Origin of the sequence: Lentisphaera araneosa HTCC2155 (assembly GCF_000170755.1) — a bacterium.
Lineage (GTDB): Bacteria > Verrucomicrobiota > Lentisphaeria > Lentisphaerales > Lentisphaeraceae > Lentisphaera > Lentisphaera araneosa.
The window spans coordinates 146,031-160,254 of the sequence record NZ_ABCK01000006.1 but is presented as its reverse complement, the minus strand read 5'-3'; the positions used below and the strand labels follow the sequence as shown (position 1 = coordinate 160,254).

10 protein-coding genes are annotated in these 14,224 nt (G+C 41.0%); 1 reads left to right on the top strand and 9 read right to left on the bottom strand.

The features are described 5' to 3' along the window. Positions 1–1,308: 1,308 nt before the first annotated feature. Positions 1,309–3,678: a hypothetical protein gene (locus LNTAR_RS07715; RefSeq protein ID WP_007278110.1), complete on the top strand. Its 2,370-nt coding sequence runs from the start codon at positions 1,309–1,311 to the stop codon at positions 3,676–3,678. Positions 3,679–4,067: 389 nt separating this feature from the next. Here the strand turns inward: LNTAR_RS07715 and LNTAR_RS28200 are convergent, their stop codons facing one another. The 9 genes from LNTAR_RS28200 to LNTAR_RS07670 form a co-directional block, all read right to left on the bottom strand. After that, entirely contained in the window at positions 4,068–4,370 is a 303-nt protein-coding gene (locus tag LNTAR_RS28200; RefSeq protein WP_007278109.1) for a mechanosensitive ion channel family protein, read from the bottom strand. Next, the gene (locus LNTAR_RS28195) at positions 4,331–4,888 is read right to left on the bottom strand and encodes a mechanosensitive ion channel family protein (protein ID WP_007278108.1); all 558 of its coding nucleotides are present in this window, start codon (positions 4,886–4,888) and stop codon (positions 4,331–4,333) included. Before LNTAR_RS28195 ends, LNTAR_RS28200 begins: the two co-directional genes overlap by 40 nt. A gap of 248 nt (positions 4,889–5,136) precedes the next feature. Beyond that, positions 5,137–6,606, bottom strand: coding sequence for an IS5-like element ISLar5 family transposase (locus LNTAR_RS07700; protein ID WP_007278107.1), 1,470 nt, complete (start codon positions 6,604–6,606; stop codon positions 5,137–5,139). Positions 6,607–7,084: 478 nt separating this feature from the next. After that, on the bottom strand, positions 7,085–8,638 hold the full coding sequence (locus tag LNTAR_RS07695) for a GspE/PulE family protein (RefSeq protein WP_007278105.1): 1,554 nt from the start codon (positions 8,636–8,638) through the stop codon (positions 7,085–7,087). Further along, on the bottom strand, positions 8,635–10,851 hold the full coding sequence (locus LNTAR_RS07690) for a secretin N-terminal domain-containing protein (protein ID WP_007278104.1): 2,217 nt from the start codon (positions 10,849–10,851) through the stop codon (positions 8,635–8,637). The genes LNTAR_RS07695 and LNTAR_RS07690 overlap by 4 nt, the downstream gene beginning before the upstream one ends. Before the next feature lie 49 nt (positions 10,852–10,900). Beyond that, positions 10,901–11,617, bottom strand: a complete 717-nt coding sequence (locus LNTAR_RS07685) for a hypothetical protein (RefSeq protein ID WP_007278103.1) — start codon at positions 11,615–11,617, stop codon at positions 10,901–10,903. Next, positions 11,614–12,186 carry a hypothetical protein gene (locus tag LNTAR_RS07680; RefSeq protein WP_007278102.1) on the bottom strand — a complete coding sequence of 191 codons (573 nt, stop codon included), beginning with the start codon at positions 12,184–12,186 and terminating at the stop codon, positions 11,614–11,616. The genes LNTAR_RS07685 and LNTAR_RS07680 overlap by 4 nt, the downstream gene beginning before the upstream one ends. Next, positions 12,179–13,249, bottom strand: a complete 1,071-nt coding sequence (locus tag LNTAR_RS07675) for a hypothetical protein (protein ID WP_007278101.1) — start codon at positions 13,247–13,249, stop codon at positions 12,179–12,181. Before LNTAR_RS07675 ends, LNTAR_RS07680 begins: the two co-directional genes overlap by 8 nt. Next, positions 13,249–14,196, bottom strand: coding sequence for a hypothetical protein (locus LNTAR_RS07670; protein WP_157473379.1), 948 nt, complete (start codon positions 14,194–14,196; stop codon positions 13,249–13,251). The genes LNTAR_RS07675 and LNTAR_RS07670 overlap by 1 nt, the downstream gene beginning before the upstream one ends. Positions 14,197–14,224 lie beyond the last annotated feature (28 nt).

Below are 14,224 nucleotides of genomic sequence, written 5' to 3'. Positions count from 1 at the left end.
GGCATAGGGTATCCACAGATGACTCAGATTTTCACAGAAGAAAGACTTGAGATTACCTTTTTAAATCCTCTGTGTTGTTCTGTCAAATCTGTGGATCAAGCTAAAAAATGCCCATTGAACTCTAGTTACTTATTAAGCTCTCAAACAAAAAACTTAGCGAGAAGAATTTCAAAACCACATATTTGGTCATTAACTTTCGTGCTTTTTTGTGATCTTTCGTGGTAAATATTTAAACCACAGAACACACTAAACAACACAGAAAAGAGCTCTGCGTCACAGCGGCTCTGCGTGAGGTCTCATTATTAAAAATAATCATCCACAGATTACTCAGGTTTTCACAGAATAATAACTCTGAATCTCCTTTCAGTTCACCCATGCTAATAATATGCCCCCCTCTTCGAGGGAATTATAAACATTTATTGATTTCCCCTGCGAACTTCGCGGCTCTGCGTGAGGTCCCATCATTAAAAACCCTCCACAGATTACTCAGATTTTCACAGAATAAAGTAAGTAATTTAAGATGAATCTTCTCTTATAAACTATGACCTACAGGGATTTTCTGCAGCGAATGAAATGAGCGATCTGCAGTGAGCTTGCGAACGATCTGAAAGCGAAGCGATCTGACAACTTCGATAGAAATGTAGATTCAACTTCCGCATGGAATGCGGAGCTCCCAGCACAACACGATATTTTCACCTGTTTGGTCGCCGAAGGTGGCCAATCATTCGCCCTCATCGAGGATGGTTTTTGTTTACGAAACATTTTCCTGGGGTTCCTTCCAGTCACCCCAGGCTAATAATATGCCCCCCTCTTCGAGGGAATTATAAACATTTATTGATTTCCCCTGCGAACTTCGCGGCTCTGCGTGAGGTCCCATGATTTAAAAAATATCCACAGATTACCCAGATTTTCACAGAATAAAGTAAGATGAATCTTCTATTATAACTATGACCTACAGGAATTTTCTGCAGCGAATGAAATGAGCGATCTGCAGTGAGCTTGCGAACGATCTGCAAGCGAAGCGATCTGACAACTTCGATAGAAATGTAGATTCAACTTCCGCATGGAATGCGGGGCTCCCAGCTTTTTTCTGCAGGCCGGAGGCCGATCTGCAGTGAGCTTGCGAACGATCTGCAAGCGCAGCGATCTGACAACTTCTTTTCCCCCATTGGTCGCAATAGGAAACATCTTTGTCGTGTTAGGCCATTTACGAGTCCGAAAAGCCATACAATATTCTTCTCGGAATAGGAAAGTCATTCACTCTCGCTAAAAGTAAATCAGCCCCGCTGAAACAGGATAGGAATACATATGAGTCTCAATAGAATTAAGTCAGCCAAATTATTTATCTTAAGCTTTTTCTTTAGTATATCTTTTGCGATGAGCGCAGAAAACCCACTCGAAGCGGATATCTGTAAACGCTTAGAGCATGATGTCCAATATAAAAAATCGGGCTTTCTTGCTGGCAATCTAAGCTATTATGTCGGGGGGCATCACCCCAGTTGGGAAGCTGACATCCCTAAATTCCAAGAAACTATTGGACTCACCCACCCCTTCTACCACGACCTACGTAGTCGCGGCTTTGGCCTTGCCAAAAGTAAAGAAAATGGGGCGCAAAATACCGGCAAGGGCAATGATTATTGGGGCTGGGAATTTTATAAGAATACACGAGTGCTCTACGGCTCCGTCATCATCGATGGTACAAAACACCAATACCCCGTGCCCACAAAAATGTTCTGGCGCCCAGACAAAATGATCTGTGAATATGAAGTTGCTGGAGTCAAAATCCGCGAAGAGAAATTTATTGCTGCCAATGATGCCGCCTGCTCTATCATCACCTCTTCAAAACCGATCACGCTAGTTTTTGATGGTCAAAGTTTCTGGGGAGAAAAATCCCTTAAGAGCACTGCAAAAATCAACTATGATTCCTCCCATAACGCCATCATCATCAAAGAAGGTGGAACCACAGAAACTCGCCCTCAAGAATTCGGTGGGCACACGACTGCTCCCATCATGTATCAAGACATGTCCACTGTTTTGACCGCTTCGAAAAACTTTTCAAAAAGTCTCAAGCTCTCCAAAGGCAAGAAAGGCCAAGAACTCTATGAATTCAGTATCTCTTGCGACAGCAAGGGCGTCTCAGTCATTTGGTCAATGCACGACGATAGGCAGCTCGCCATAAATAATGCCATACAACTCCTCAAAAATGCCAAAAAAGAACTCGCTGCCAAAACCAAGGAAATGAATACTCAACTAACTCAGGAGATCCCTTGGTTCCGCTGCTCAGATAAACGCATAGAAGACATCTATTACTACCTCTGGTCCATGCAGTTGATGTATTATATCAACGTTCAGAAGGGCTGGGAAATGGAGAACCATACCCAAACTGCAGTGAATAACTTCCTCGGTATCCACCGCTATGATGCCATGTTCCAAATCAAGGTGGGCGCTTGGACGGCCGACAAAGAACGCTTTGCTTACGGCAATGTTCTCACTTGGAAGCATCTCTTTAAAAACAAAATGTACAAGAAGTACCCCAATGGTATGATCGCCCTAGCCGATAATAAAGGCACAACTTGGCATTCGGGAGCCTACGGTCACGAAGTTTCGGAACACGTCATTGGAGCTTGGCAAATTTATGAGCATAGCAAAGATCTCGATTTCTTGCGCAAGTGTTACGAGGGTTACTTCCGTGAAATGTTCTGGGAAGGCATACCACAGTTTTTCATGAATGACTTTGAAGTTCGTGCGATCCTCGCAAAAATGGCTCAGCTCACTGGCAATGAAAAAGACAAAGACCACTGGTTAAAAAATAAGGGTGGCAAAGATATTCTCACTGCAGAAAATATTCGCAGAAGCTTTGATCACCAATGGCAACAAAACGGTCACAAAAACTTCTTCATGGCTCCCCGCGATGGCATGCTAATGACCACGGGTTTTTGGCCCATGCGACTTCCGCAATTTCCTAGAGATTACGCCATCAAAATGGTCAATCATTGGGCGGCAAATAAGGATCACGGTTTCTTCGGCAAGTTCTTCCCTTTAGCCATGAGCAAATACGGCATGAAGAAGTTCGCCAGCTCGGTCGACCATACATTTGGCTACACACCTGACACCGCTTATTTCACCCTCATTGGCATGTTTGTGCATCACCTCGGTGATCCCGCTTGGCAACTCACCCTCAATCATTTGCTCAATTATAACTACCATAAAGAATGGGACTGCCCCGTCGCACCCGAAGCATACGATCGCGATGGCAAACCCTTCGGCGATCAGTACTCCAATTTTAACGCGGGTAAAATCCTGCTCATTCTCGAGGGACTTGCGGGCATTAAATACTCCCTTCCCGATAATACTTTGACGATTACAGACACCATGCCAAAAACTTGGGGTTCAATGGAAGTCGGCATCCCCATCCGCGCTGGCAAAGATAAGAAAACTCAATGGGTCAAAGTGAGCTATAAACGTCAACTCAATGGCTCAAATGGACAAAAGACTATTACAGTCACCAACTCACCATTAAATGTCACTATCAATCCTTGGCTAGAAGGTGGAAAACTTACTGGCAAAGCTCAACTAAGCAGTAAAGGCAAAGCCACTAACACTGCCCCTCCCGCTTACACAGGCTACTCCTTTCCCGCAGGTAAAAAGGCTGAAGTCAAAATCCAAATCGCGGATTAAGAACGACAACTTCTAGTTCAAGTTTGGCTGGTCAATTAAATACACTATGATCACTCGCCCCAGTAACTTTATCGTAATCACAGAAGCGCAGAGTTACTCAACCCTGCTCGGATTCGCCAGTGGCATAAGTGTGGACGGAAGTGCTTTTAGCAAAAGTTATACGCCAGTCAACTTACCTTTTAATAATATAAACACCCGAGAGGTAAAGGGCTTATAGATCCATGGTTTTCAGGCTTATAAACTCAATATCTTACATAGCGATGGCCACATCTAATTGAGGCAGATCCCCGAAAGTCTCTGAGAAAATTCTACCTATTTCTACGAAGTTACTTGAACCACTAGCGGCGACCTTATTGATCCCGACTGGAATGCACTGAGACAAATGACTTTTAAGCTCCTTTTTGGACGACTGTTCGATGGGGGTAAGGGATTTCTATTGGATTTTCTTTGAAACTCAGTAGCACATACTTATTTAAATCTCTAGAAACCTTCAAAGAATCCGCAAAATTTTGTGTCCAAAAATCGGCTCTTATTAAAACTCCCGATTCGCCTAACTCCGCAATGAAAATATTTACTTTTGGCAAGAAGCTACCATCGGGTTGAGGCTCTTCTAATAATAAGACTTCCTCACGTTCTTCAATGTATTCTTTTATTATTTTGATCGCCAGCTCAAAATCTGCTTCATAGGCCACAGAAACTTTAAAATTAAAACGGATTTTTTCATCTGAAATATCAAAATTAACGACTGCATTAGCACTAATAACCGAATTTGGAATAAGATTCGACGATTATTAATATCGGCCAATACGGTATGTCGCATAGTAATGTCCTCAACCTTACCTCGAGTTTGTGGATCCAATTCGAGAAAGTCTCCAACACGAAAAGGCTTGAAGATAATAATGAAGATACCACTCACAATATTTGACATTGCTTCTTTACCTGCAAAACCCACTGCCGCGGCAATAATCCCTGCAGAAGCAAATAACGTCGTGCCTAAACCAGATAAACCTGGTGTCATTTTAAAAATTAGTGCTAAGGAAAAAAGGTAGATAACAAAGCTGACACCATTTCTTATGAAATAATAATTAGTTGCCTCAATTTTCAGTGTTTCGACTCCACGATCAATGAGAACCGTAAAGATCCGCTTGCAGAGGTAAGAGATACACCATGCTATTAAAATTATAATCGGGATATGCATATATTCAGCCATTCTGAACTCCATTTTACTTGGCACCAATAATCATCTAAATATATATTATCCCGATTGCTCTCATTCAAATTTTAGAAAGGTATCAGTAAAATTAAATGCATGTTTCGCTTTCAGATATGCTTGTAATCAATTTTTCTATTAGTCGATAATAGATTATTGCCAATCACTCAAGCTGTGCCTATTCTACTTCAGCTAAAAAGAAAAGTTGTCGGCCATTTTTTTACTTATAAATTATTTATAAATAGGCCTTACTGAATGACTCGTCTTTTGAGATGCTCACCCTGGCTAATGAGACTTATAAAGTTAAGAAAATGTTCTAATAGCTGCTTATAATATTGGCCAAAAAGTGATAAAAAGGCTAATGCCTTGTCCAAGTTCATCACCATGAATATTAAAGCAATAAGTGTTTCAGACGACGCTTTAATTTTCGTGAAAATGCGATCGAGTTTATAGCGTCTTTTGGCTACACCAAAACAGCCTTCTACTTGGTTTCTTATAGCTTCATCTTGGCGTTGTATATCCTTTTGTTCTTTACGTAATTTTTCATCTTTGGGAGGCCTTCCAAGACTGGGACCACTTATCCTTATCCCATGCTTTTTACAATGTGCTCGATTTTCTTTGTTTCGGTAGATTTTGTCCGCATGTGTTGATTCGGGATAATAACCGAATCGTTCTTTGTATTTTTCAATTTGTGAAATCAGTTCGGTCCCTTCATTATAAGAGTCAAAGCTAATCGTATCGGTAAAGGTCCAGCCATCGACCACACTGATAGATATTTTTGCTCCGAATTCCGTATGAGCTCCCGCCTTCCCCCGAACTATGGGACGGATATGTGGTTGATGAATACTTACGATGCGATCATCTACGCTTGTTACTTTGTTATCGTACATGTATTGCTGTTGTTGATAAAGTGTCCCGATCACCAGAAGTTCACGATATAAACTAGGCTTCAATAGAGTAAGATCGGCATACTTTTTGAGTTCATCTATACTGGCGAGGTTCCTCCTTACGCAATGGAGTTGTCTGTTAATCACCTCACGTCTTTTCTTTTTCGAAACACGTTTTTTTAGAACAATACTTAAAAAGCTTTTCCTGCCATCTTCACGATAAGTTCGAGGCTTAACTTTATCTTCTGTATTTGAGCGATGACACCAAAGGATATCGATTACTTCCTCAGTTTTTTCACGGGCTTTATTTAGTAACCCAAGGTCAGTTGGGTAGTGAATATCAGCAGGAACACAACTGGCATCAACAATTAAAGAACCCTTATTTGATGGAGGATCATTGTCTGAATCATCATTAGAATCCTCTTCTTTTTTACGTGTCGCTGTATGCAGGAGTTCGTCAATGTCTTTAATGTCCTGAGCGCCAAAACGCTTTCGAAAATGAGTCATCATGCTCGAATCAAAAGGTGCTTCCTGTTTATATCTTTCAAAGCCCAAGAAATATTGAAGATAGGGATTTTCAGAAATCATTTCTATCGTTTCTTCATCAGTTAAACTTAGCTTTACTTGAATGATAAGGGAACCAAATGCAGTTCTTGCAGGAAGAGCTTTGGGCCCAGTATGACTGGTGAAATTTAGTGCATAAATTTCTTCGACATCTGTCCAAGGTATTATCGCTGCTAACTTGACCCAGCGATTATTGATATTGAGTGTACCATCTAGAAAATAAGGTAAATTGGCCATTTTGGGCTCTGAGCCCGTATTTTTATACATCTTATGCAAACCTAATGACTGTTTTGAGGGGTTTTGTTTACATATAATATAGCATGAATTACACTTATCTCATTGTATATAAGTTATTTATATCTTAATCAGTGAGCCCTAAATAGTTAGTTATAAGTTATTTATAAACTTTTTATGCTTTTCTGGGAAAGAAAAAGCGTTTTATGCTTTTCTGGGAAAGAAAAAGCGCCATCAATTTTTCTATTCGTGGATAATAGATTATTGCCAATCACTCAAGCTGTGCCTTATTCTACTTCAGCTAAAAAGAAAAGTTATCGACCATTTTTTCACTTATAACTTATTTATAAATAGTTAGTTGTAAATTATTTATAAACTTTTTATGATTTTCTGGGAAATTTTATGATTCTGGGAAATTTTATGATTACTTTTCTGGGAAATAAAAAGCGCCGGGAAATAAAAAGCGATCTAAAGAAAGCCGATACCACTGATTAGACTTATCACACCTTATTTAATTCGTACTACACACCCGAACTTGTTCTTCGCGAGTCGTCACTCCCGCTTCGACTTTTTCGTTTGCGTTTTCCGCAATTGTCTGCATGCCTTGCGACACCGCAATTGCATTAATCTGACCACTATCTTTTTGTTCCATAACGGCATTTTGTATACGCTGATTAACTTCTAAGAATTCATAAACCCCAACGCGACCTTTGTAGCCTGTATTGGCACATTTCCTGCAAGGGAAGTTCTCTTCTTTACCACCACAAGCCGAACACACACGACGTAAAAGACGCTGTGATAGTACTGCGACTAGTGATGAGGCGATCAGAAAATTCTCGACTCCCATATCTTGCAAACGGCTAATTGCCCCTGCGGCATCATTAGTGTGAAGTGTCGAGAGCACTAAGTGCCCTGTGAGAGCCGCATTGATACTAATTTCCGCTGTTTCTTTATCACGGATTTCGCCCACTAGAATAATATCGGGGTCCTGACGGACAATGGAGCGCAGACCATCAGCAAAACTTAAGCCAATGGACTTTTTAACTTGAACCTGGGTAATGCCATTAATTTGATATTCAATGGGATCCTCAATCGTAATGATTTTCTCATTACCACTATTGAGAATATTAAGCGCACAATAGAGCGTCGTCGTTTTACCTGAACCCGTGGGCCCCACGACAAGTACAAGACCATAAGGCTTTTTAATTTTCGCTATAAACTTATCCTTCAGCACGGCAGACATACCAATACTTTCTAAAGTGAAATCTTGGAGATTCTTTTGCAACAAACGCATCACAATTGATTCTCCGTACATGCCTGGCAAAGTATTCATTCGCACGTCGATCGCTTTACCACTAATGGATAATTCAATACGACCATCTTGGGGGATTCGACGTTCGGCAATATTAAGACCGCCAATCAGTTTTAAACGTGAAGAAATGGCGGCAAATTGCTGAAAAGGTGGCGTGAAGTGAGTATGTAAAATACCATCAATACGATAACGAATATTCAATTGACCATCGCCGGGTTCAACGTGAATATCACTCGCACCCAATTCAACAGCTCGACTAAAGACATCGTTTACCAAACGAACGATCGGTGCCTCCTTGGCCATGTCTTCTAGAGACTGATTCGCCTGCTCATCAAACTCGTTGAGTTCATCGGATTGGTGATAAAGTTCATTAATCTTACGAGAAATAAAGCTCTTACGCATCAGCTTGGGCTGAATTTCTTTATTGTATAGAACTTGCCACTGCTTACATTTTTCATCGAGTTGAAAAAGGCTACAAAATGCCAAGTCAATTGTATAGTCATCTTGAGCCAAGGGTAGGCAGAGGGCGGCATCCAGGTATTCGTGGCTCACATTTTTCATCTTCTCTAAACTAGAAACTGTCTCTTCAAGGATGTGCTCAAGTCCACTTTCTTGTGCGAATGCATTGATTAAACGCTCTTCACTCAATTCTCCCGATTCAAGGAGTTCATCAAGATCCTTGGCCTCCTTTAAATCAACCTTTAGCTCATGTGAAAGCTTATCGAGCAGGTCCTGTTCATTAGAAAAATTCACGGAACTTCTGGCGTTTCATTTTTGAATTTCATCGCATTGCCATAACGATTGACAACATCTTGGAAATCACTCTTTTGCTCAATCACTGTGGCTTTAATAAAGATTACCAACTCCTTTTCTCTACTTCCTGTTGTGGCACTTTGAAAGAGGAAGCCTATACCTGGAATATCTTTCAAAAATGGAACCCCACTGGTACTTTCACTCGCTACTTTTTGAATAATGCCACCTAGTAAAATAGTTTCATTATTCTTAATCAAGAGTTTCGTTGTTACTTTATTCTCATTAAAGGATGGCGAATCAATCAAAACTTCTTCTGGAGATTGTTCAACAATACTTGATATTACTATTTCTGTATCTAAGGTTACGTATTTATCTGCTGAAACCTGTGGTAACACTCGAAGAAGCACACCCGTACTCCGATACTCAATTTGCTCAAAATCATTATTTGAAGAAGTTGATGTAGTACCCGCTCTTACGGGGACATTTTGGCCAATGTTAATTTCCGCTTCTTCCCCATTGAGAGTTAAAATATGCGGAGTAAAGAGTAGTTCGGAGGATGAATCGCCCGCAACCGCCTGAACAAAAGCAAATTCGTTATCAACCCCAGCTGACTGTAGCAGTAAACTAATCCCTGGATCTAAGCCCCCCGGAGGGCCAAAACTTGGTGTGTCTGCCGTACTACTACCGACACCGACGCCACTTTCATTATCGCCACTACCAAATTTATCCGTAGCCGCATACTCAAAACCAAATTCTAGTCCTTCTCCGAGCTCGACTTCTACGGCGGTCACTTGAATCATTACCTGCATGGCTGGAGCATCGAGGTGGCGTAAGATCGCCTTCACCATGGAATAAGTTTTGGGCTTGGTACGTATCACCAATTGATTTCTGCGACTATCCTCAAAGATAGTGACAGGTTCTTCAAATAGAGATTTTATAGAAGTAACATCACTGGAATTTGTCGTATTCCTGTTTGTTGTCGTCCTATTCGGGGTCGTGCGGTTATTCGTATTATTTGTCGAGGCACGGCTGGAAGTCGAATTAGAAGCATTCGTTTGAGGTGAGGCCGCATTGGCTGAATTAGGGAAAAAGAGTTGCAGAGCCGCGACTAAATCGGCTGAGATACCATGACGTACGGGATAATAAAAAACTTTTGTAGCACCCTCAGACTCTGCGGTATCTAAAATCTGAATCCATTTATAAACTTCATTTAATACCGCTCCTGAAGGGGCTGAAGCCACAATGATCTGCATACGATCAATGGAAGCCATTTTAACACCTGCACCTTGATTCTCTCCCGCAGCAAGTGAAAAGCCTAAAACGGGAATGGCGCTTTGTAACTCTGCCAAAAGTACCGCTGAATCAATAAAACGGCATCTATAAGCGATCTGTGGCCAATTGCTCTGACCATTGGCGTCCATTGTCTGTAAAATCGTATTGAGGCGATCCATGTTGGCACTCGTCTCAACTATAAGTAATGCATTACTTGAAGGAATCACCGAGGCCGACGCATTGGCACTCATAAAAGGCTTAAGGATTGGCAAGGCTTCTGCTGCAGTAATATTTTGCAGTGAGTAATAAACAATATTCACATTGCCCTGAGCTTGTCCAGGTACACTTGCTAAAGCATCTTGAGCAATTTTTGTTAAAGGAAAGACCCGAATAATTCCAGCTTCATCGATGGACGCATAGGCATTATTAATATATAGAACCTGTTCAAAAAGTTTCCAAGCATCATAAACGGTCATGCTATTTTCTAAACTAATACTCGATTTCACAAAACCTTTAACGCCTGGATCTACCAAGTACTGAAAAGAAAGCACCTGACTAAACTCATTAATAACAACCCCAAGCTCAACATTGTCCAAAGTTAGGAATACACTCACTTTCTCTTCGAAAGTCTTTGGATCTGGTGCTCGTTCCTTCATCAGATCTGCAAGGCGTTTGAGCTTTTGCATTTCGTAATCTTTGCTTCCATCGCGATTCGGCAAAGTGAAATTACGACTTCCATCCACACCCTGCAAAGGAGAAATCACTTCTATAACTCCATCTTTGGGCATACCTTGCTCTGTATCAACTGGAATCGCTTGAGCATTCTTGGAGAGATTGATCTCCATCTTTGTTGTTTCGGCTAGTTCTTGCTTGTCAACTCCCGAACAGGAGATAAACCAAGTCGTTATCAGCAGGCTATATATTGTTTTATTTAAAATCACGATTCGTACCTAAATTAGTTTTTCAAAAATTTTTAAATTGTTTCAAAGTTTAGCGTTTTTTCTTTTTTTCATCTTGTTCAACTTTATTTTTATTCTTTTCTTGTTCTTCACGCATCTGACGGAAACGCTCATACCTTTTTTTCCTTTCTTCCCACATTTTCTTATCAGCAATTGCTTTACTCTTAGAACTTGCACCACCCTTTTTCTGGTAAACTTTAGTAATTTCTTTCTGTGTTTTTTGTTCCAAGTCAGTAGCTTTTTTCTTCATGGAAGCACTAAAATCTGCATCATAATCAAAGCCCAAAGTTACATCTGCATAGAGTGTATGATCTAGCACTACGTGATCGTCGTGAATTTCATAGACCACATAACCGCTATCGGAGATTTTATCTTCATAAGTATACGAATACGCAGCTGCATCATTACTTCCTTCGAGCACAATAACGGCTCGTTTCTTGTCCCCCACACCTGTAATACCCCTTAGGATAAAGCTATGCGGCGAAGCCTGTGGCGCTTCCTCTACTGGGACTTCTTCCACTACTGGACTTACAGGAGCTTCTGTTTGTTGACGAGAAAACGGTAAAGCCTTTAAAAAAGAACTCGGCTCATTACTTTCCTCGTCTTGATTGTTCTGTGGAGACTCAGAAACTATCTCTTCGATATTCATTGGAGGGAGTGGCTTGCTGTTGAACTTCATCTTCTCCTGGAGAGGGAAGGTCGCTACTACTGCACCTAGACAAGCGCATACAATTAATAATGATTTCATAAGGCTTCCTTTTCTAGTTCTTTATCTGGTATATAAACATACGCTCGTAAAACTGCACTCACCCGCAACTGCCCAGCATGCTGGCTTAAGCTAAGTGAAGCCCAGTGATATAACTTCTCATCCTTTTCCAAAGACTTTGTAAGCTGATAGAAATTTTCTTGGTCTGCGGTAATTAAAACTCCATTTACCGAGAAATCGATAGCTCGAATGGACTCCAAGCCTTTGATTTGCTTTTCTCTTCCAACTGCAACGGTTAAGGCGGTAAGACCACTCACTTGAATCAACTCACGCAAGTTTTGGTGAACTAAACTTCGAGGTGAGTCCCCTTCTTCGTAAGCCCAAAGTCCCTGCTCCATATCTTTTTTTGCTTCAAGTAACTTTTCAAACTTCGCTTGCTTAGCCAGCTGTAAGTTCAAACGATTATTTGTTTTCTGTAAGTCGAGCTCCAGTGCTGCGCTTGAAGCCCCTCCTACTTTAGTCGCAGAGTTTTTGTTCTTATCAAAATAAACAAAAGCTAACAAGAATACCATAAGTATTGATAGGATGATTTTTCGACGTGTATCAGTCATGGTCAACTCCTTTCTCATTCAGAGTTAAGTTCAACTGAAGTGATCCCTTTCTTTGGCTGATGGGAATATCCTTGGTAAAAACATCAGAAGCCACAAAGGCATTATAAATTTCTTTTGTATCCAAGACACCATCTTGGCTCGTTAGTTCACAATTCACTGAAAGACCATCTGTTCTCAAACTTTTGATCAGGTACTTAGCGGGTAACCTCAAAGATAATTCATCTAAAATAGCTCCAGGTGAATAAGCCTTTTCAAGGATGCTTGAATACTCACTATTAAGTTCATTAAGGTACTCAAAGGCTTCTTCATCGACCTGAGGAGTTGCCGACTGAATTTGCGCAATTCGCGATTTCAGTTGCGAGCTGTATTGGTTTTTGCCTTTGTAATAAGTCAAACCCGTCATGAGCAAAGAGGTCAACACATAAACCATGCAGGCCACCATGATGTATTTACTCACAAATCGATGCTTCAGACGACGCCCTTCGGGCGGCGTTATCATCGTTTTCTTGAGGACGTTCATATCATTCGACAAACAAAAGGAGGCGACTTTTAATGCCTGTTCAAATAGAGCCTCGTCATTTTCTCCTTGCTTATTGACCAAGCCTTTCAAGTCATCACTTAACTCAGGAAGAGATGAACTCGACACGAAAAAATCAAAGGCCATCTCATGAGTTGCTAAGATGAATTCATCCCATGCTTCATAGCTAATCACACTGAGCTGACAAGAATCTTTGTCTCGATAATAGCCCCATTGCACAGCATCTACTGGCAAAGGAATTTTATTACCAAGTTCAAAACTCACCGCATTACGCAACTCTTTGGCGGCAAGCTTTGGCAAAGCTAAATTGACGCTCACACTTAAGCTGCCCTCATCGCACAAGACAAAATAATCATTTGCGCTTATATCGAGGCTTTCTTGTAACGAACTAAACTCATGGTCGCCATCTAATATACGCGACTTGATTAACTCTAAACCGGATCGGCTTTTGGCCACTTTCATGGCGAGGTGACGACCACTTTTTGCCAAGCAGAGAACAACAATATTTTTATTAAACAAACTCATTAAAATGCACCCCATTCCCAATAAGAAATACCATTAAATTTCCCCAATCTTGCAGGCCCTCGTGAATTCAATTGAAGCAATACCGTGCGGCTCACTGGTGCTTGCGCGCCCTGATCCGTCACTTTGACACTTAACTTATAAACTCCTGATTCTTTAAAGGAAAAAAACTTGCGCAAACGACTGTAGAGATTCGGCATACCTTCAGAGAACGGGACTCGTTCTTCGGACCACAAGCGTTTACCTTCCAGTAATTCTTCTACTTCATCTTCTTGAAGATTGGCTCGTAGAATCACTTCCGATAGACTTGCGGAATAGAAATTACTCTTATTTTTTCTAGAGATTTTCACTCCTTGAGGAGGAAAAGGAGCGAGTAATTGGCTGAAGTCAAAATTAAGCTGAGTCTCTTCGTTGAGCTCTGTAATCACATTCTCGATCCCTGGCACCCACAACACTTCTTCAGCATATTGCATGGGAGCTCGACGTGGCATATCAAAATCAGCGTATTCTTCTGCTTTCTCCAAGTTGCTTGAACTCGAATAAAGTCTGAGTTCATCGAAAAATTTCAAGACGTCTAAATCTTGACTATTCTCTTCATTTAACCAATTCCTCTTCAAATCAGCAATGGCCTTGCCATCTAATTTACCCGAAAAGGAAAAGCCCTTGTAAGCATCTTCAATTTTTAAATGAAACTCCTGCCCATCTTCGCTACTTTCAACGCGCCAAATATTATCTGCCGTAAAGACGGCTTCATCTTCTTCTAAGATCTCGCGGTCAATAACACGGTTTTTATTGAGGCGGATATCAGAGTATAGGTTCCAAATACCTTCGGCCATTCGGCTTTCCGCTAAGTAATGATTATCAATTTGACGGCTGCGGATCAAAGACTGCCGATAACTCAAATTAGCCACTGCACTCGTTTCTCCCGAAAACATAAATACCATCATCATAATCATGATCACTATAATTAAAACAGGT